This is a genomic window from Cohnella soli (genome assembly GCF_042655525.1).
GTDB lineage: Bacteria > Bacillota > Bacilli > Paenibacillales > Paenibacillaceae > Cohnella > Cohnella soli.
Genome location: NZ_JBHSMI010000015.1, coordinates 38,860 through 60,314 on the forward strand (window position 1 = coordinate 38,860; position 21,455 = coordinate 60,314).

Annotated in this window: 10 protein-coding genes; 7 read left to right on the forward strand and 3 right to left on the reverse strand. The window is 55.1% G+C overall.

Going from position 1 to position 21,455, the window contains the following annotated elements; all coding sequences use genetic code 11:
• Window positions 1-13 precede the first annotated feature (13 nt).
• The 7 genes from ACFPOF_RS08230 to zapA all read left to right on the forward strand — a co-directional run bounded on the left by ACFPOF_RS08230 (window position 14) and on the right by zapA (window position 18,913).
• A complete protein-coding gene (locus ACFPOF_RS08230; protein ID WP_378131450.1) occupies window positions 14-1,111 on the forward strand; it encodes an SGNH/GDSL hydrolase family protein in 1,098 nt (365 codons plus the stop codon).
• Window positions 1,112-1,159: 48 nt separating this feature from the next.
• Window positions 1,160-4,252, forward strand: a complete 3,093-nt coding sequence (locus ACFPOF_RS08235; RefSeq protein WP_378131452.1) for a glycosyl hydrolase — start codon at window positions 1,160-1,162, stop codon at window positions 4,250-4,252.
• A gap of 29 nt (window positions 4,253-4,281) precedes the next feature.
• Window positions 4,282-6,369 carry a hypothetical protein gene (locus ACFPOF_RS08240; RefSeq protein ID WP_378131454.1) on the forward strand — a complete coding sequence of 696 codons (2,088 nt, stop codon included), beginning with the start codon at window positions 4,282-4,284 and terminating at the stop codon, window positions 6,367-6,369.
• Between the two features lie 19 nt (window positions 6,370-6,388).
• Complete coding sequence (locus ACFPOF_RS08245; protein WP_378131456.1) at window positions 6,389-12,238, forward strand: S-layer homology domain-containing protein; 5,850 nt, start codon at window positions 6,389-6,391, stop codon at window positions 12,236-12,238.
• Between the two features lie 498 nt (window positions 12,239-12,736).
• Window positions 12,737-13,771 (forward strand): phenylalanine--tRNA ligase subunit alpha, encoded by a 1,035-nt coding sequence (pheS, locus tag ACFPOF_RS08250; protein WP_378131458.1) that lies wholly within the window; start codon window positions 12,737-12,739, stop codon window positions 13,769-13,771.
• Window positions 13,772-13,826: 55 nt separating this feature from the next.
• Window positions 13,827-16,277, forward strand: coding sequence for a phenylalanine--tRNA ligase subunit beta (gene pheT, locus ACFPOF_RS08255; protein ID WP_378131460.1), 2,451 nt, complete (start codon window positions 13,827-13,829; stop codon window positions 16,275-16,277).
• Between the two features lie 101 nt (window positions 16,278-16,378).
• The gene (gene zapA / locus ACFPOF_RS08260; RefSeq protein WP_378131462.1) at window positions 16,379-18,913 is read left to right on the forward strand and encodes a cell division protein ZapA; all 2,535 of its coding nucleotides are present in this window, start codon (window positions 16,379-16,381) and stop codon (window positions 18,911-18,913) included.
• An 85-nt stretch (window positions 18,914-18,998) separates the two neighbouring features.
• On the opposite strand, the gene ACFPOF_RS08265 is transcribed toward zapA, so the two are convergent.
• From ACFPOF_RS08265 to ACFPOF_RS08275, 3 genes are all read right to left on the reverse strand, one after another.
• Window positions 18,999-20,273: an MFS transporter gene (locus tag ACFPOF_RS08265; protein ID WP_378131464.1), complete on the reverse strand. Its 1,275-nt coding sequence runs from the start codon at window positions 20,271-20,273 to the stop codon at window positions 18,999-19,001.
• 134 nt (window positions 20,274-20,407) lie between these two features.
• Window positions 20,408-20,797, reverse strand: coding sequence for a cupredoxin domain-containing protein (locus ACFPOF_RS08270; RefSeq protein ID WP_378131466.1), 390 nt, complete (start codon window positions 20,795-20,797; stop codon window positions 20,408-20,410).
• Between the two features lie 213 nt (window positions 20,798-21,010).
• Window positions 21,011-21,373 carry a phage holin family protein gene (locus ACFPOF_RS08275; RefSeq protein WP_378131468.1) on the reverse strand — a complete coding sequence of 121 codons (363 nt, stop codon included), beginning with the start codon at window positions 21,371-21,373 and terminating at the stop codon, window positions 21,011-21,013.
• Window positions 21,374-21,455 lie beyond the last annotated feature (82 nt).

The window sequence follows — 21,455 nt, forward strand, 5'->3', positions numbered from 1 at the left end:
GCAGGTGCAACGGATGACGTCGGCGATTTATAACCATCGAACGGCTTTGGCCCGCACGAGAAGGCAAATCGGGCTCGGACAATTGACCGTCGGTTTTCTCGGCGGCTCGATCACGGAGCCCGTGCCCCGACATAACTGGTGCGAAGGTGTCATTGCCTGGTTTGTAGAGAAGTTTCCGCAAGTCCAAATTACCGTAGAGAACGCGGCGATCGGAGGAACGGGCAGCGATCTTGCCGTCTTTCGGGCCGAAAGGGAAATTATCGGGCGCGGCTGCGATCTTGTATTCGTCGAATATGCGGTCAACGATCTGAAGGAGCCTATCGGCAAGCGCGGTCGTTCGCGGGAGGGGTTGATCCGTAAACTGCTGAACGACGGGGACCGGGACGTCGTGCTGGTCTATTCCTTTCATCATCTCATGTACGCGGATATGTCCGAGGGACGAATTCCGGCTTCCATAGCGGAATTCGAACAACTCGCGGAGCATTACGGCATCAGTTCGGTCTGGATGGGCCTGCATGCGCTGGAGGAAGTTCGCGGCGGGAAAATGCGCTGGGACGAATGGCTTCCGGACGGCCTGCATCCGACGAGTCGGGGCAGTTGGAGCTATGCGGAGAGCGTCAACCATTTTTTGCGGAAAGAATTGCTGGACGAACTGTCGGAGGGCTTACCGTCCGTCCGAAGCGGGCTCCCGGCGCCGATCGATGCGGACAACTGGGAGCGAACAAGCTTGCTCCCCTGGGCGGAAGTGAAGCGGGAAGGGCCTTGGGTCGTTAGGCGGTGGGATCACGTTCGCGGTGCCGGGCTAGCAATGATTACATCCGCGCCTGGAGCGCGTCTATCCTTTTCCTTCGCCGGGAGAGGACTGGTGCTCGGTTTTGATTTCGGCAAAAAATCCGCCGAATTCCGATATCGCCTTGACGGGGGAGAATGGACGGAAGTCGTCCGCGAAAGGGCCGCATGGTGTCCGGAGGACGGCTGGTTTCGGCCTTATCTAATCGGAGATGACTTAGGGACGGGATATCACCACTGCGAGATCGAGGTTGTCCACGGCAACCGGGACGACTGCAAAGGAACCGACTTTCATCTGTTATTTATCGGCATCGTGCATTAGCGTTGGAGGGCGTTCAAGGAAATCCGCATTCAACAAGGAGACGAGTGTATGAGCAGTTTGAGTGGGTTGCGGGATCGATTCGCGAATCCGTCCGCCGAGCATCGATCCGCGCCTTTTTGGTCTTGGAACGATAAGCTGTCCGAAGACGAGTTGGTTCGTCAAATCAAGGATATGAAGGCAAACGGCATCGGCGGTTTTTTTATGCACTCCCGCGAAGGCTTAGAAACGGAATATATGGGCGCGGAATGGATGGCCGCCGTCCAAACGGCCGTACGGACGGCGGGCGAGGAAGGCATGGCCGCCTGGATTTACGACGAAGACCGCTGGCCTTCGGGAGCAGCGGGCGGCCTCGTTCCGGCGCAGGGCGGAGACGCGTTCCGTTCGAAAGGGCTGACGATCGAAGTATCGACCGGCAAATTCGAAACGGACGACGCGGTTCTCGCCGTGTTTAAAGGAAAGATCGACGGCGATGTCCTGCGGGACAGCGTCCGGGTAGAACCGCACGCTGCAGAGGAGCTGGAAAGCGGTGAATCTCTGCTCGTTTTTAGGAGAGAAATATCGCTTCCGTCCGAATGGTTCAACGGAGACGCGCCTTCGGACAATCTGAACCCGGACAGCGTGAACGCATTTATCGATACGACTTACGAGGCGTATAAGAAAGAAGTAGGCGGCGAGTTCGGCAATGCGATACCCGGTATTTTTACCGACGAGCCCAACGTTGCGCATCGTTACTGCTCTTTCACGGGCAACAGAGGCTGGGTGACTTGGACGGACGGGTTCGCGGAGTATTTTCTTGAAAAAAGAGGCTACGATTTGCTTTCCCTCGTTCCCTACTTGTTTTTGGAGGGGGAAGAGTCGGCCAAGGTTCGTCACGACTACTGGCGCACGGTGACGGAACGTTTCTGCGAAGCGTATTCTCGGCAGCTCGGAGAATGGTGCGAGAACAACGGGCTAGCTTTTACCGGCCACTATTTGTTCGAGAACGATATGGGCGCATCGATTCGGGTCGGCGGCGCCGTCATGCCCCATTACCGCTATCAGCATGTGCCGGGAATCGATATGCTTACCGAGCAAACGAAAGAAAATCTAACCGTCAAACAATGTACGAGCGTCGCGAACCAGTTCGGCCGACAGCGCGTCTTATCGGAGATGTACGGATGCACGGGTTGGGATTTCGATTTCGAGGGACAGAAGTGGATCGGGGATTGGCAGTACGTGATGGGAGTTAATCTGCGCTGCCAGCATCTGGCGCTATACAGCCTCAAAGGATGCCGAAAGCGCGATTATCCGCCGGCGTTCAGCTACAACACGTCCTGGTGGAAGTACAACGGTTTGATGGAAGACTATTTCGCCCGCTTGTCGACGGTACTTAGCGAAGGAACGCCGATTCGGGACGTTCTGGTGCTGCATCCCGTTTCCACCGCTTGGTCCATGCTTGGAACGGAGCTAACGTTTCCCGGAGCTTGGGTTCCCGATAAATACACCCGTTCCGTGAACGAGTACGGAGAACGGTTCAACGAATTTCTTCGGTATATGTTGGGCATTCATTATGATTTCGATCTGGGCGACGAGATCATCATGGAGAAAGAGGGGGCGGTGAAGGAAGGCAAGATTTACGTCAACAAGGCGGGATATTCGGCCGTCCTCATTCCTCCTGCGCTAACGTTGTTCGGGTCCACCGTCGCGCTGCTCCTGAAATTGCTGGAAGCAGGAGGTCGGGTTATCGCTCTGGAGCCCGTTCCGACGAGAATCGAAGGGGCGATCGACGAACGGACGGCCGAATTGTTCGCGCACCCTCGGATGACGATCGCGGCGAGCCGGGCGGAAGCCGCGGCGGCATTGGAAGCGGCCGTTCCCCGCAAGATGAGCATTCGCAACGAAGCGGAGACGGAAGAGCAAGCCATTCTCTACATGCTCAGGGAACACCCGGATCATTATTCGCTTTTTCTTGTTAACAACGACCGCGAGCAAGCCCATTCCGTTACCGTATCGATTCCGTTCGCCGGGCGGTTGGAAGAGTGGAATACGTTAACCGGCGAGATCAAGGTAATGGAAGCCCTCGAGGACGAAAGCGGCTTACGTTTCGGCGTCGCGTTCGGCCCCGCGGACTCGAAGCTTTATCTTATCGATAAAAACAAGCTTAATCTCGCAGCGCCTGACTTCGACGCTCCTGCATTCTACCCTGCTGACGCTCCGGGAGAAGTGGCGGCATCGCTCGGTCCGGCATGCCGGTTCACGCGTACCGCGGACAACGCGTTAGTGCTCGATCGCTGCTCGTACCGGATCGAAAAGGACGGCTGGTCGGAAGAAACGGAAGTGTGGCAAGCCCAACGGGCCGTCAGGGAGAGGCTCGGGATGAGGCAGGTGTATTACAACGGGCTGCCGCAGCGATACAAATGGGTGGGCGAGCCTCATGCCAAGGATGGTACCTCGGTGCAGTTTATATTCCGTTTCGACGTGCAGAAGGCGCCGAAGGAAGCGGTCTATCTCGTGCTTGAAGAAGCCCGCCATTTTACGGTAACGTTGAACGACCAACCTGTCGAGAACGCGCCCGATGGATGGTATATGGATCGGTCATTCGACAAAATCAAGCTTCCCCCGTTGATCGAAGGGCGGAACGAAATCATCTTAACGTGCGCCTATACGAACCGGATGGAGCTGGAAGACGCCTTTATCGTCGGAGATTTCGGCGTGAACGCGAACCGAAGCATTACGACGGAACCGGCCGTGCTGCATTTCGGCGACTGGGGCCTGCAAGGCTATTTTCATTATAGCGGCAGCCTGGTTTATCACTTGAATTACGATTGCGAAGAGGACGCAGGCGAATGTTACGCTCTTAAGCTCGGGACTTACAGCGCGGTAACGGTGGAAGTTCGCGTGAACGGACGAACGGCGGGGCATATCCCTTGGAAAGCAGCCAATCTCCTCGACTTATCGGGGTTGATGCGGCCGGGCCGCAACGAAATCGATATCGAGGTGATGGGGAGTCCGAGAAATCTGTTCGGTCCGCTTCACGAAGCGAACGACCGCAACGCATGGACCGACTGGAGATCGTTCCGTCGGGAAAATGACGCTTGGACGAAAGATTATGTCGTCAAGCCGTACGGACTGTTCGGGCAAGTTCAGCTCTATCGATTATAACAATCCACAGCAGCGGGGAGGATTACCGCATGTCCATGCACAGTTCCGTCACGATCCCGCTTGTCTCGTTCCAGGAACAACAGTGGGAAGATTATCTGGATGTTCTTCGCAAGATGAAGGCGGATCGGGCGCTATTATTCGCTCCCCTCGATAACATTTGCCGTACGCCGGTAAAAGTGAAGAAAAGCGTTGTCGGAGACGCCATGCTCGAGCCGCTTCCGAGACAGGAAACGATCGACACGCCAAGCTTGGAGCTCTACCGGGTATGGTCGGATCTTCTCCGCGAACGAATCGCGGATTTGCAAGCGTTGGCGATAGAACCGGCATTTTGGCTCGGCCATACGATCGGTCATGGAGGCAGTTTGTCTGCGGGAGGACCTGCCGTCTTCCAGCAAATCGTCGGCCCGGAAGGCAAAGAAGCCGCGGGCTGCTATTGTCCGCTGGACGAGGCATTTGCCGGTTATATCGGCGATGCGCTTGCCGTCATGACGGAATCGGGCGTCGGATTGATTCTGCTGGACGACGATTTCCGGCTTCATACGCATAAGCCGAACGCATCGGTAGGTTGCTTCTGCCCGCTGCATCTGAAAGCGTTTCAAGAAAAAACGGGCATTAGGATGGAGCGGGAACAGATAATCAAGCAAGCTCTGCAGGGAAAACCGAACGAAATCCGCAGGGCATGGCTGGAAGTACTTGGCGAATCTCTGCTCGGCTTCGCCGAGCGGATCGAGCGGGCCGTTCATGCCGTCAATCCGGCGACTCGAATCGGTCTGGCGACGGGCATGACGTTATGGAGCAATGAAGGGGTGGACATGCTGTCGCTGCTGCAAGCGCTTGCAGGTCCGACTAAGCCATTCCTGCGGACGATCGGCGCTCCTTACTGGGCCAAGGAACCGTCCCAAGCGGGCTGGGTAATCGAATTAACGCGGCTTCAACAGAGTTGGGCCGGCAGATGGGGCATCGAACTTGCGGCAGAAGGAGATACGTTTCCGCATACCCGGTATCATTGCTCTTCCGCAATGCTGAACGCTTATCAGCAAGGGCTCATTACAGCCGGTTTTCCCGCGATGATCCACTATCCGGTCGTTTATTCGCCGCCTCCCGATCATGAGCCGGGGTATGTGGCGCTTCAGCAGGAAGTGGCTCCGTACTACGCGGAGTTGAGCCGGTTTTTTCCTGCCGATTATGGCGATGCCGGCGTTATGCCAGTGTATCGACCCAACAATTTCATGCATGTCGCGATGCCCGAGGATGCGGGCCAAGGCGTCGCGACTTGGCCGGAGGAACCGGTGGCGCTGCGTTATCTGGCACGGCTTGGCATTCCCGTCGCCTACGAGGACAACGAGGGGCCCGTGCTGCTGTCCGGCTATGGAGCCGCCGGTTTGCCGGACGAGGAATTGGAACGGCTGCTGGACCGCGGCGCCGTTCTAGATGCGTCGGCCGCAACCTGGCTCGCGGAACGGGGGATCGACGTAGGCATTCGGTCATCCGCCGCGGGAAAAGCGCCGCGGTTCGAATCTTTCTCGGACGAAGCCTTTAGCGGCAGCTACGCGGGCCATCTCGTCTGGCTGCTGACACCTGGGGACGAGATCTATCGCGCATTCGACGTTCGTGAAGGAGCGACCGTTATCAGCCGCTTTGAAGGAAACGGCGACGATGAGCGTTACCCTGCCGTATTTCTGTACGAGAACGGGCAGGGAAGGCGGTTTTGCGTAATGGCGTTCGACTTCTATCAAGCCCGAAACGGCATGCAGTTGATCTACAACTATGCGCGTCAGGAGCAACTGACTCGCTGTCTGGGGTGGGTGAACCGCGCGCCTGTGGCCGTTACGGTTAACGGCCATCCCGACGTTCGCGTCATTTGCCGCAAGGAGCGTAGCGGCGCCAGACTGGCGATCGGCATTCAAAACAATCATCTGGATCCGATTCGCAATCCGGTGCTGAGGCTCGACCCGAATATCGCCGTCGGGGAATCGATCGAGCTCCTGATGCCGGAAACCTCGCAAGCCCGGCTTTCGTCGGATTTCGAATACCGCAACGACGGAGTCTACGGGTATTTGAAGATTCGCTGTTCGATTCCTTCGATGGGATTGCTGTCGGTAGGGATCCTACCCTAAACGAAATGAGGGATTGACCATGACCGCGTTCAAAAGTAAACGCTTTATTTTGTTTATGGTTCTGACTACCCTACTGACGATTCCGATTTTTCCGGGAAAACCGGCGTATGCGGCTGGACGTATCTATTATGTCAGCTTCAGCATGGGTGACGATTCTAACAGCGGAACGAGCCCGTCTACCCCTTGGAAAACTTTCGAAAAGGCCAACACCGTCGTTTTTCAACCGGGAGACCAGATTCTTCTCAAGAGCGGCGACAGATGGACGGGAACGACCTTTTATCCTCAAGGGAACGGAACGGCAGCCAACCCTATATTGATCTCTTCCTATGGAACGGGTAACAGGCCGGTTCTATCCGGGAGCGAAGCAACCAACGTCTATGGAATTAAAATCGTGGATTACAGCGGTTATAAAATAAAGAATCTGGAGTTCGGCCCTATTCCGGCAGGCATCAGCGTATGGTACAACAACACTTACGACCATGATTTTATTTGGGTGGAAAACTGCTATTTCCATGATTCCGAGATAACCACCCCGGCTTATTACGACGCGGCGGCAGGTAAAATGCGGATGCCATATCCGGATCTCTATGGCGGAACGGGATTTACGATCGGCGGCGTTGATTCTGTGGGAGGCAAACGGGTCATCAGCAATGTAACACTAATAGACAATACGTTTTATCGGACCGACACCGGGGTTTTCACCGCATTCACCTCCAACGGAAGCGACTTGGACCATCAATATACGGATCGTCTCTCGAACAACCAGATGGGGAACTTCAATGTGATCAACAGTACGTTTACGCAAAATTACGGAGGCAGAAGTTTGCGTTTCAGTCATACGACGGGCGGCGGCGCAGATCATGTAACAATAGATCAAACAGGCTACCTAAAAGGGGACGGCAACGGGGTAGCCGGGATCGAGGCGATCGAAAGCAGCGACTTGCTGTTAGCGAACGTAGAAGTGAAAAATACGTTGTTATTCGGCGATTCGATCAACGGCTCCGGCGTCGATATTAGCAAAGGGAATCAAAACATTACGCTTAGCGGCTGCAATTTGCACGATAATGTCGGTGCCGCTTTCGATATCTATCAGAACAATGCCAATATCGCGGTGGATCATTGTACGCTCCAAAACAATAACGTTTCCAAGTACGCCGGCAATCAATCGTACTGGGTAGGGACAGGCAATACGGGCGGCATCATCAGCAATAGCAGCATCTATTTGCAGAACGACTCCCAATTATTCGATTCCGCCGTTATTCCTCCGATGACCTTCGCCTCGTCCAATCAGGTCTGGAATTCCAGCGGAACCTCGGTATTCGGGACGGGCGTTTCGCCCGAACCCGCCTCCTCCCGGCTGAAAGTGGGAGTGTCTAAAATCGATATTACGCCTACCGCGAATACGAGGACGGATTGGGGCGTTGAAGCTGTCGTGCCGGACGATATTCTGGATCACATCTATGCGCGGTTTATGGTGCTCGAAGACAGTGTGACCCTCAAACGATTGGTATTCGTCGTTCCGGATATGGTGCTGTACGACGAGCTTGCGCGGGATCCGATGCGCGTGTTCCCGACTGGCACCTTGCAACGGTTCGCCGATGCGGCCGGAGTTCCGACAAGTCAAGTATTCTTCATTCCGACTCACAATCATCAGGGTCCGGAGACGATTACGGATGAAACGGTTTTGCAACGCTTCATAGCGGGAATCGATTCGGCAATCGCTAACTTGACGCCTGCCAATATGGGGTATATCGTCGACCGGAATAATCTTGGGGTGAATCGCAGGCCGGCTTATGGCGTATCCCCCAACCTTGCGTACGATAACCGCTTTGTAGGATTGAAATTTACGAGAGTTTCCGACGGTATGCCGATCGCTGCCGCAATCAACTATCCGGTTCACAATACGGGTCTCGGCAATGAGACTCCGGCCAAATGGAACAAGATCACCACGGAATTGACGGGCATCGGCATCAACTATATCGAATCGCAATACAGCAGCTTGAATTCCGATTTTATCGCGTTATTCCTTAACGGCTTTTATGGAGACGCAGGTCCCGATATCTATGGCAGCAAAAATGCGGATTACAACACGATTGTGGCAAGAGGATTGCAATTCGGCAAAGAAATCATCCCATTCCTTAACAATGTCGTTACTGAACCGTTAACCGAGCCGATCGATGCCTATCAGGCAACTCAAACGGTCGATGCCGTGCCGGGCAATGAATTCGCCACCTACGACCTCACCTTTAGCGGAGCTAAGATCGGCTCGGAGATCGGCTTCGTCGGCGTCGACAGCGAGCCGTTCGTGGAAATCGGCGCGGATATTCGCGCGAAATCGCCTTTTCCGATTACGCTTCTAAGCGCGAACGTCAGCGGCGATTCGGGTTATGTTCCTACCTACGACGCTTATCATGACGGGATTGCCGGGTTCGAGACGATTTTGCCCAAAGGCCCGTTCCATGAAGACATCGAGCAAGTCGTCACCTCCAACTCGTTAAACGTGCTGAATACGTTATACGGTGGCGGAGGGGATGGGCTGGTTCGTTACGCGGCGACCGGAACCGCGAAAGATTCCAACGGGTACATGCCTGCGTCGAACGCCTTCGACGGCAATACGAGAACCAAATGGGGCGGCGCGAGCGGAACGCCGACATGGCTGCAGGCCGATCTCGGTTCCTCCAAGAGCATATCCCGGGTCACGCTGAATTTCGGCAATTTCGATAAGCGGGAAGCGGGAAAAGACTATGAGATCCAAGTCAGCGATGACGTTAATTTCAGTACGTTCACGACGGTCGCAAGGGAACGCAACAACTCGACGTGCCAAATTGCGTACCGGTTCGATGCAGTCAACGCTCGATATGTAAGGTTTTACAGTACGGCGGGTTACGGAAGCGATTCGCGTGTAGGCCCGGCCGTATACGAGATGGAAGTGTGGGGAAGCGGACCTTCCGGTACGTCCGCGGCGGTGCCGCCGCCCGATCCGGTTTTTCCGGCGGATGCGTGGATGACCGATGATTTTGGAAGCGGATTAGGAAAGTGGGTCAATACGACGAATGCCGCGATTAACGGCGAGCGGATCGATTTATCGAACAACGCATTCATGAGAAGCTCGATCGGCAGCGATTGGACGGACTATGCATATGAATCCGATGTCACGATTACGGGCAACGGTTACATGGGACTGTCGTTCCGAGCGACGGACGACAACAACTTTTACATGTGGCAATTCAGTTATGGCGCCCTTGCCTTCATGAAGAGGGTCGGGGGCAACTGGCAGATGGTGAAGCCTTACATTGCCCTGCCGATAAGTCTCGTTACGGATATTCCGCATCATTATAAAATCGAAGCAAAAGGGTCCGTCATCAAAACGTATATCGATGATATTCTCGTCGATACAACGACGGACAATACTTTTAGCGCCGGAACGGTCGGGTTTTGGACGGGAGTTGGGGATAAAGCCGCGTACGATAACGTTGTCGTCAGTCCGATCCGTATTCCGGTTTCACCGCCTCCTTCGTTTCCGCCAGGGGCGCTCTTGACCGACGATTTCAACGACGGGTTGAGCAAATGGGAGAATACGAGCCATGCAACAACCGATAACGGCCTGCTTGCGCTGACCGATAATGAGACGATGAGAAGCGCGGCCGGAAGCGACTGGACGAATTATTCGTACGAGCTCGATGCTTCCATTACTAACGGGTATATGGGGCTGTCATTCAGAGCCAAGGATGACGACAATTATTACATGTGGCAGTTTAGTAATGGCACACTTGGATTTTTGAAGAAGGTTGCCGGCAACTGGCAAAGCATCAAACCGTTTATTTTTCTTCCTTCCGTTGCGGTTATGACACAGGGCGCGATGTCCCATATCAAAATCGAAGCGGACGGATCGAAAATAACGACGTACGTGAACGGAGTATTGGTAGATCGTCTTGAGGACGACACCTTCAGCTCCGGAAAAGTCGGTTTCAGGCTGTATAGTATCGATGCCGCCTTATTCGATAATGTTGTGGTTCAAGCATTAACGGCGCTTACGCCGGAGATTGACGCGACCGGAGTAGAGATGGATCAATCGTCATTGAATTTGAAGCTTGGCGGATCGACCTCTCAACTAACGGCGACTGTAATGCCGCTTAATGCGACGAACCGGAACGTAACGTGGAGCAGTTCGGACTCGAGCGTTGCAACGGTAACCGGCGGCGTCGTTACGCCAGTCGGAGCGGGAACGGCGACAATTACGGCGACCGCGGCATCCGGCGATTTCTCGGCGACTTGCTTGATAAAGGTCATTACAGTGCCCGATGCCCCGACGGCGGTATCGGCAACCGCAGGCAACGGCAAAGCGTCGATTCGCTTCGCGTTTCCGACGAATGATGGAGGCAGCCCGATCATTGGTTACGAAGTTGTCTCTTCGCCAGGTGACATAAAGGCGACCGGAACGGACAGCCCGATTACGATTGCCGGATTGACTAACGGAACGACCTATACGTTTACGGTTAAAGCGATCAACGATGCCGGCAGCAGCGGAGCTTCTTTGGCATCGAATGAAGCGACGCCATTCGCCTCTGTTCCGGACGGAGGGGACGGTGAGCCTATGTCCGATTCTCAAACGCAAACGGCTGATCTTATCGTTCAGGTGAACGGCAAAACCGAAAGCGTGGGAACGGCCGCGAAGAAAATCGTGAACGGTCAGACCGTTACGACCGTAACCGTCGATCGGCAGAAGCTGGAACGAAAACTTGAGGAGGAAAATGTGAATGCCGTGGTCGCGATTCGGGTCCCCGGCTCGTCCGATGTCGTGATCGGCGAATTAAACGGTCTATTGGTGAAAAAGATGGAGCAAAGGCAGGCGGCCATCGTGATTCAAACGGATCGCGCGATGTACAGACTGCCCGCGGAGCAAATCGATATTCAAACTTTGTTAACGCAGTTTGGTCAAGGTGCCGATCTTCAGGACATCAACATTCGGATCGAGATCGCAACACCTGCAGCCGGAACCGCGAAGCTCGTCGAAGACGCGGCAGCGAAAGGGACATTCACGCTTGTCGCTCCGCCGCTGGAATTCACTGTACAGGCGATTTTCGGACAAACGGCGACCTTGGTGCCGAAGTTTAATGCGTATGTGGAAAGAGCGATTGCGATTCCGGAAGGCGTTGATCCGAATCAAATCACGACCGGGGTTGTAGCGAATCCAAACGGAACCTTTCGCCATGTCCCTACGAAAGTCGTGAATATCGACGGCACATTATACGCGCAAATTAGCAGCAGGACGAATAGCACGTACGCCGTCGTCCGGCATCCGTTGGAATTCTCGGATGTCGCAAGCCACTGGGCGAAAGCGGCGGTGAACGAATTGGGCTCGCGGATGATCGTAACCGGAACCGGGAATGGCTTGTTCAATCCGGATCGACAGATTACGCGGGCAGAGTTCGTGGAGATCCTCGTGCGCGGCTTGGGGTTGAAGCCCGAAGGCGGTGCGTCCCGGTTCAAGGATGTAAGCGGATCGGACGGGTACAATGAAGCGATCCAAACGGCTTATGCATACGGTTTGATCAGCGGTTACGGAGACGGAACATTCCGTCCGCAGGATCTCGTTACGCGGGAGCAGTCGATGGCGATCATCGCAAAGGCGATGGAAATGACTGAATTGCGAGCGAAGCTTCCTAGAAAGGAAGCGGCTGACTTGCTGAGACCGTATGCGGATGCCGCGAGCGCTTCCGGATGGGCGCTGGGCGGAATCGCCGATAGCTTGCAGGCAGGAATCGTCACGGGCCGGGCGAGTACTATGCTGGCGCCAAAAGCTCATATTACCAGAGCGGAAGTTGCGGTTCTCGTGCAGAGACTGCTTCGGAAATCGGAATTGATTTAGATTAAGCGAGTGTCGCCATTTCTCTACCGAACCAAACAGCCTCTCGGCATTAGCCGAGAGGCTGCCGAAATAATCGGAAGCGGCCGCGGTTGCTTTGGATATGATGAGCTCGGGCTTGCTTGCGGGCAGCGATTCCCCTATAATGTTGTATAAATCTTAAATGCGTTGATGGAGACAAGTAAGCAGTGCCTTCTTAACAGGGAGGGAACGCCGTAGACTGGAAGCGTTCCTAGGAAATCAGGCTGCCGAAATTCGCTCCGGAGCAGGTCTTTGAACGGCAGGCAGAAGTCATGCCAGTAGGAGATATCGGTTCGCGGCCCGTTACGCCGTATGAGAAGGGAGTGCCGGAAGGCGGTGCAACTCACGTTGCGCAAGGCTGGGCGTTCCGATCTAAGGGTGGTACCACGTCTTTTCGTCCCTTTCGGGAGAGAAGGCTTTTTTTGTTTTTACCGGTATTTTGTGAATGTTTATTTTCCACCAGACAAAGGAGAGTTTCGAATGAAGCAACGTTTGGAAGCTTTGCGCGCCGAAGCGCTGGATCAGCTTGGCACGGTGTCCGATGCCGCCTCGCTGAACGATCTTCGCGTGCTTTACTTGGGCAAGAAAGGCAAGCTGACTGAAATTTTGCGCGGCATGGGCGCGCTCAGCGCGGAAGAGCGCCCGGTGATCGGTCAAGTCGGCAACGAAGTGCGCGCCGCTATCGAAGAAGTGATCGCGGAGAAACAGGAGGCGTTCGATCGCGCGGCGACGGCGCACCGCCTGCAAGCAGAGACGATTGACGTGACGCTGCCGGGTAAGCCGGTTGCGACGGGGGCCGTCCATCCGCTGAACAAAGTCGCCCAGGAGATCGAAGATATTTTCGTCGGCATGGGGTACACGATCGCGGAAGGTCCGGAAGTCGAGACCGACTTCTTTAACTTCGAAGCGCTGAACTTGCCGAAAAACCATCCCGCTCGAGATATGCAGGATTCTTTCTATATTACGGACGAGATTTTGCTTCGCACGCATACGTCGCCGGTTCAGATTCGCACGATGAAAGCGATGAACGGACAGACGCCGGTGAAAGTGATCTGCCCGGGCAAAGTGTATCGCCGCGACGACGACGATGCGACGCACTCGTTCATGTTCCATCAAATCGAAGGGCTTGTTATCGGCCCGAACATTCGTATGAGCGATCTCAAGGGAACATTGCTGCAATTCGTACAGGAAATGTACGGCCCGCAAATGCAAATCCGCTTGCGCCCGAGCTTCTTCCCGTTCACGGAGCCAAGCGCGGAAGTCGATGTGACGTGTGCGCAATGCGGCGGCAGCGGCTGTCGGATGTGCAAACATACGGGCTGGATCGAAATTCTCGGCTGCGGCATGGTCCATCCGAAAGTGCTCGAGCATGGCGGTTACGACCCGAACGAAGTTACCGGTTTTGCATTCGGCATGGGCGTCGAGCGTATCGCGCTGCTGAAATACGACATCGACGATATCCGGCATTTCTACGCGAACGATACGAAATTCCTGAGTCAATTCGCGAAGTTGTGACGAAGCGTGGAAAGTTTGCGACCATAATACTTGGATAAAATGAGGGGAGTTTCCCATGAACGTATCTTATCGGTGGTTATCCGATTATATCGACTTGAGCGGCATTGACGCTCGGAAACTGGCGGAAATGATGACGCGCGGAGGCATCGAGATCGATAACGTACCTTCCCGCAACGCAGGCGTAAGCGGCGTAGTCGTCGGTTATGTCACGAGCCGGGAGAAACATCCGGATGCGGATAAGCTGAGCGTGTGCAAAGTGGACGTCGGCACGGGCGAGGAATTGCAAATCGTATGCGGAGCGGCGAACATCGGCGCGAACATGAAGGTGCCGGTCGCTACGGTTGGCGCGAAGCTGCCAGGCGGCCTCGACATTAAACGCGCAAAGCTGCGCGGCGTTGAGTCTCAAGGGATGATCTGCTCCGCACGAGAGCTTGGCATTAACGACAAGCTGCTGCCGAAGGAGCAGCAGGAAGGGATTTTGATTTTGCCTGCGGATACGGAAGTTGGCCAGAGCATTCTCGATGTTCTTGCGCTTGAAGATTCCGTGTTGGAGCTCGATCTGACTCCGAACCGTTCGGATTGCCTCAGCATGCTGGGTGTCGCATATGAGGTGGCGGCATTGACGGGGCGTCCGCTAACGTTGCCGGAACCTGAGAAAGATATTATTGAGTCTACGGAGACGACGATAGCGGATCGCGTTCGCGTGTCGATCTCTGCGAAAGAGCAATGCTCGCTGTACACGGCAAGACTTGTGACTGGCGTTACAGTGGCTCCCTCGCCGCTGTGGATGCAGAACAGATTGATTGCGGCGGGTGTTCGTCCAATCAACAATATCGTCGACATTACGAACTATGTCATGCTCGAATACGGTCAGCCGCTGCATGCATTCGATGCGGCGAAAATCGCCGGCGGCCTCATCGACGTCCGTCTTGCGAACCAAGGCGAAACGCTTGTCACGCTGGACGGTCAAGACCGCAAGCTCGAGCCGCAGATGCTTGTTATCGCCGACGCGGAGAAGGCGATTGCTCTCGCTGGAGTGATGGGCGGCGAGAACTCGGAAGTGACGGCGGATACGACGGCTATCGTGCTGGAGTCCGCGAAATTCGACGGCGGCACCGTACGTCGTACGTCTCGCCAACTTGGTCTTCGTTCCGAAGCCTCTGCCCGGTTCGAGAAAGAAGTCGACCCGGGTCGCGTTCTCGCGGCGCTCGATCGCGCAGCGGGGCTGATCGCGCGTTATGCCGGCGGCCATGTCGCGGAAGGCGTTGCCGAGGCGCAAGTCGCTTCCGTCGAGCCGACGGTCGTGAACTTGTCGCTAGAGCGGATTAACGGGATGCTCGGCACTTCTCTCTCTTCTCTTGAAGTGAAGACAATTTTGTCGCGATTGCAGTTCGCCTCGGAGTCGACTGCCGAAGGGGATTGGACGGTAACGGTGCCTTCACGGCGCGGAGATATTAGCCGTGACGTCGATCTGGTCGAGGAAGTCGCCCGTTTGCACGGCTATGACGAAATTCCGACGACTCTGATCGAAGGCCCGACAACGGCCGGCAAGCTGACGAAACCTCAGACGATCCGCAGGGAGCTGCGCCAACTGCTGACGAGCGCCGGCTTGCAGGAAGCGGTATGCTATTCCGTAACCTCTCCATCGCGCACTGCGTTGTTCGCCGAATTGAACGACGGAGCGAAGCCAATCGCATTGGCGATGCCGATGAGCGAAGAGCGCAGCGTCCTGCGCACGTCGCTGCTCCCAAGTCTGATCGAAGCGGCTTCGTACAATTTGACCCGCAAAAACAACGATCTGGCTTTGCTCGAGATTGGCAACGTTTATCATACAGACGAAGAAACGTTAACGCGTCTGCCGCAAGAAAAGCCAAGATTGTCGCTGCTCCTTGCCGGCAACCGCCGCGCTGCGGCATGGAACCGGACGGCGGAAGCGGTCGATTTCTTCGATGCGAAAGGCTTGCTTGAGAAAGCTTTCGACCGGCTTGGGTTGTCGGGGCGAATCGGATATGTAGCTGCGCAACCCGCGGGATTCCATCCTGGACGCACGGCAGCGGTCACAATTCGCACCGAACGCGGCGAGGACACGATTGGCTATATCGGCCAGCTTCATCCGGAAGTGCAGCGCGAATTCGATCTGCCGGACACGTATGTTGCGGAAATCGAGCTGGCGCCGGTCTATGAATATGCGGATGCCCATATCACCTACAAACCGCTGCCGCGTTACCCTGCGATGGAGCGGGATATCGCCGTCGTCGTCGATCGAGTGGTTGCGGGCGGGGCATTGACGGCTGCGATATCGGAATCGGCTGGCGAATTGCTTGAGTCGGTGAAAGTTTTTGACGTGTATACGGGAGATAGAGTCGCGGCGGATAAGAAGAGCGTAGCGATCGCTCTCGTGTACCGTCACGCGGAACGTACGTTAACGGATGAAGAAGTGAGCGAGGCACATGCCCGCGTATTGTCGCAATTGGAACAATCTTTCGGTGCAGAGCTTAGAAAATAGGCAGGAAACCGCTAGGGAAGCAGCGAATACGTCTATACGCCACTTGGCGGAAGGCGGTTCGCTGCTTTTTTTGTAAATGGACGCAATGGGAGGATCACGCTGTGAATGGGAATGACAAAACGCGTGTGACCGTTGACATATATGGAACGCAGTATACGATAACGGGTCACACTAGTACGGAGTATATGAAACGGGTCGCCTCGATGGTCAACGACCAGATGAGCAAAATCAACAGCGGCTCGCCCCGCCTTGATCTGCCAAGGCTCGCTGTGCTCGCCGCCGTAAATATGGGCGACGATCTGTTGCGCATCAAGCGCGAATACGAGCAATTGCTGAAAGACGAGACAACGTACAAGAAAAAAATCGAAGAGCTTGAACTTCTGCAGGAAGACTTATCTCACCGGCTTGAGAATGAGAAGTTGAATGGAGAGAAGCTGCTGACCGAGGCGATCGCGCTCGGCGAATCCGAGCTCGAGAGAGCGAAAGAGCGGTATGAAGCCGAACTGGCTGCGCTGCAAGCGGAACTTACACAAGCGAAATCGCTGGCGGAGGAGGAATTAGCCGCCGTTAAGGCACTCGCGGAAGAAGAACTGTCGCAGGCATTAGCTTTCGCGGAGGAAGAGCTTAACGCGGTTAAGACGCTAGCGCAAGATGAACTCGCGGATGCGAAAGCTCAGGCGGAGGATGAATTGTCTTCAGCCAAAGCGCAGGCGCACGCAGAGCTTGTGCATGCTAAGGCGCAGGCACAGGAGGAACTCGAGCAAGCGAAAGCTCAGGCGGAGGAAATCTTGTCCGCGGTCAAGTCGCAGTCACAGGAGGAACTCGAGCAAGCAAAAGCGCAGGCGGAGGAAATCTTGTCCGCCGTCAAGGCGCAGGCGCACGAAGAGCTTGTGCAGGCCAAGACGCAAGCGCAGACTGAACTCGCGCATGCAAAAGTGCAGGCAGAGGAAATCTTGTCCGCCGTCAAGGCGCAGGCACATGAGGACCTTACGCAAGCGAAAGCACAGGCAGAGGAAGACCTGTCCGCAGCCCTCGCGCTTGCTCAGGAGGAACTCTCGCAAACGAAAGCGCAAGCAGAGGAAATTCTGTCCTCAGTCAAAGCGCAGGCACAGGAGGAACTTGCCCAAGCAAAGGCGCAAGCAGAAGAAAACCTGTCCGCGGCCAAAGCGCTAGCGCAAGCGGAACTTGCAGACACAAGGTTGAAAGCCAAAAACGAACTCGCCGCCGTAAAAGCAGATGCGGAGGCACGTGTGCTCGCAGCGAAGTCAGAAGCGGACGAAATTGTCTGGGCGACACATGCGGAAGCGGAAGAGCGCGTAAGTGCAGCCCAGACGGAATCGCAACGTAAGCTGGCCGAAGCGGAAGCGTCCTTTGAGGAGAAGCTGATGGAAGAGCTCGTGCGCGGCGAAGAAGCGCTCGCTTCCGCGCAAGCGGTGGCGGACGAGCGGGTTCTTGCAGCGAGCAGCGATGCGGAGGCCAGAGTCGAGCGCCTATTGGCCGAAGCGGAGACGCAGTTGACGTCTGTTCGCGAAGAAGCGGAGCGGCTGATGAATGCCGAACGGGAACAAATCGAGCGGAGTCGGATCGCCGAGAGAGAGGAAGCTGCCGCAACTGTAGCTGCCTTGCGCGAAGAATTGGCTTTGGCGTTGGCCAAAGCTGACAAGGCTGCGAACGAACTGGCATCTGTACGTGCTGAAGCTGAACGGTTGCAGGAGATTCGCACGGAAGAGGCGGAAACGTCTAGGTCGAAGCTTGCTGAGCTTGAAAGTCGCCGGGCAAACGAACTGGAATCGCTTCGGGAGCAGTTCGCGGACGAATACGCGAAGCTTGTTTCCCGACTGGAAGAGACGGAAGAACGTCGCTCAAGCGAGCTGAAATCGCTTGAGAACCGCAAAGATGCCGAAATCCAGATTATTATGGACAAAGCGTCCACCGAAGCCGGAGATATCGAAGCGATCTATGCGGAAGAATTGGAGCTTGCCAAGGCTGAGCTCGAATCCGCGGCAGCAGAACGAGACAAGTTGCAGTCGCAACTCGCAGAATGGCACAAGCTGCGCGTCCAACTTGAAAGCGATGTTGAGCATTGGGCGAAAGTCGCCGAAGATCAGCGGATGACTGTACTGGAGCAGCAGGAAATGCTTCACGAAGTCGAAGAGGCGACATCGGAGCGCCAACGTGCTTTTGCAGTCGAACTAGAGAAAGTCGAGCAGGAGAGGGACAAGCTGCAGAAGCAATTGCAGGAGATTGAAGCTGCGGAAGCGGAACGGAACCTACTCGCGGACGAGCTTCAGACGCGACTTACTTCTGCAGTCGGGGATAAGCAAGCAGCCGAACAGATGGCGCAAGATTTGCAAGCCCGTATCGGTGAACTGACCGAAGCAGGGGAAGCATGGCGCGAATCGGCGCAACGCGCGGAACGCGAACTGGAAGCGGCGCTTGCGGAAGCGGCGGCGGCGCCAGCGATCGATTCGACGGACTCGGTGCCGATCGCTCGGCTGCGAGAAGTCGAAGATCAGGGCGAACGCATTTTGAGCGAGCTTAAGAAACTGCAGGGCGAGCACGAGGAATTAAAAATTGAGTATGCTAAACTTCAAAACGAGTACAACGAATGGATCGACTTGCTTGAGCATTCTTGATCTTATCGTGATTTTGGGTAATGCCCCGATCGATACCGGCCAACGACATCCAGTGCGATGCGTCGGCCGGTATCGATCGGGCTTTTTATTTCGCCGACTTCAGGCGCGGAGAGGGAGATTTTCCTGACCGTCGGCCTTCCATCCCGACTCGGAGCCTCCCTCTCGTCAAGTACCAACTAAGCAGAGGGAAACTTCCGACGAAAGCCAGAAGAAGGCTGATGATCGCTGGTTTGCGCGTCGCGGCGACCGTGGCTATGAAGATCCCCATACCGACGATTCGGCCCGCGCATAGCGCAAGCTCCCTCAGGACGACGAATTCAACGCGCAGGCTGGCGCTTTCATCGTCGCTGCCGATCCAATCAAACACCGATGACGTCATCGGGATAACGAATAAAGGCATGAAAAGCGCAGATAGGATGCCATAAACAAGCAAACTGACAAAGCCGACTCCGAAAAACAACGGTATGACGGAAAGCGCAAGAGACGCAGCGCCGACGAGCATGCCTTTGTCGCGCCATGACGGTTTCAGCCATTTGCCGGTGACGTAGAAGCTGACGAAGCCGACGGCGGAAGTGAGGAGAACGAATTGCCCCAGCCGCATTTCGCTCCCCGTCTCCACGAAGACGAGCAGGCCGATGAAGACGCCGATGACACTTTCGCGCAAGCCTTGAGCAGCGAGCGCGCCGAATAAGGCAGGCCATGGCGTACGGCGTCGAACGATGTAACGAAAAGGCAATAGCCAGTTGTAATCACCTCTCGTTTTTCGATGGCGCAGTAGAAAACTGAGCAGGAACCCGCCAACGAAAACGCCCAGTGATATCGCGAAAACAAGCCGGTATCCGTTCCCGCCCGCACTTCGGGAAATGAGAAAGCCGGATGTCCACGGGACGACGATTCCGACGACAGAGCCGATGACGCCCGCCAATCCGTTGAAGCGGTCCCGGTTATTCGCGTCCGTCATCTCGAAGTACACGACGTTAAACGATAACCAAAACAAGCCGGCAGCCAACCCTTGCAGCATGCCAAGGCAATAGATCCAATTCTGTGCGGATGAGCCGAGAAGAAGGACTACGGCGTAAAATCCGGCAGATATGAAAATTCCTGCACGGAGGTAGGTCATTTTATTACTTTCCTTCACTCCGTTGCCTGCGATCCAGAACGTTAACGCCATGATTACGTAATTAAATAGCGTAAACCAGCCAACCTTGGCGAAATCGTTGCTTGCTTTCCATATGTATACGCCGAGGTATGTGCCAGACAAAGCGTTGGCTGTAACGAAAAAGGCATTAACCGAGAGTAATAGCCTCGTCTGGGAATCGAGCCGCGAAGAGCGAACGGCAGAATGGTTTGAGTTCGGCATTACCGTCTCCTTATCGTCAATCCTTGGTTGATAGCTGTCTTATCATTCCCTTTGAAGGTCGAAGGCACCCTAACCAAAATAAAGAAGCCGCCCGAATTCGGACGGCTTCCTGCCCCTTGAATATCCTCTACTGCTTAGCTAACGACGAGTTTCGATACCATTTTTTTGTGGCCTGCTCCGCACATGATGCTGCAGTGAATTTCGTAAGTGCCGGCAGGTAATGTAATGACCTTGGATTTATTGCCGTGAATTTCGAAGTCTTGGCCTTTGATCTCGATGCCATGCGCGCCTTTAGTGTTGTTAAGCGTCAGCTTGACCGGCGTATCTTTCGGCATTGTATATTCCGCTTTGTCGAATTCCCAAGATGTCGCGTTGATGACGAGTTCCTGTGAAGCTTCGGCAGCCGGGGAGCTTGCGCCAGCGGAGCCGCTTGGCTCAGCGTTGTTGTTTTTATTGCCGCCGCATGCCGCTAGAGTGAGAGCGAGAGCAGCGAGTGTAAGAAACATAGCGATTTTTTTGTACATGATGATTCCCTCCGATCGATTTTCGGGTAACGACACTCGTTTAAAGCGAGGAAGATGTTCCCGTCGCCCCCCATTGTACCATAAGCGCCAAGCTGGAGATTCGGGGGAGTATGGCGGAATTTTGACAAATTATTGGCAAAAAGAAACCATCCTCCCGCGAACGGGACGGATGGTTTCTGTAGGACCTTTTCTGAGGACCTGCTTAGCAACTTCTTAACCCCTGTTTCTGTGATGTATCGCTTCGTAAGGCGTCGCGACAGGGATGAAGAGGTCGATGATGCCGATCACCAGCGCGGCCAGCAAAGCGCCGACAACGGTGACCGCTACGTGACCGATGACGAATTGCGCCAACCAAATGACAAGCGCGCTTGAGAGAAACCCGACGATTCCTCTGCCGAATGGAGTCACCTTTTTGCCGAAAATGCCCTCGATAATCCAACCCAGCACGGCGATGACAACGGCGAGCATCAACGCGCTCCAAAAACCGCCAACGGAAAATTGGGGAACGAGCCAGCCGACGACCATCAGCACGATGGCCGACACGACAAACCGTACGACAGTACCTAGAAAATTCATGTGAACGCCTCCTTTTATTGATATTGTGTCCCGAGTTTCAAACTGTATGAGCGGAAGGTTTCGCAAGATCGGGCGGTTCGGC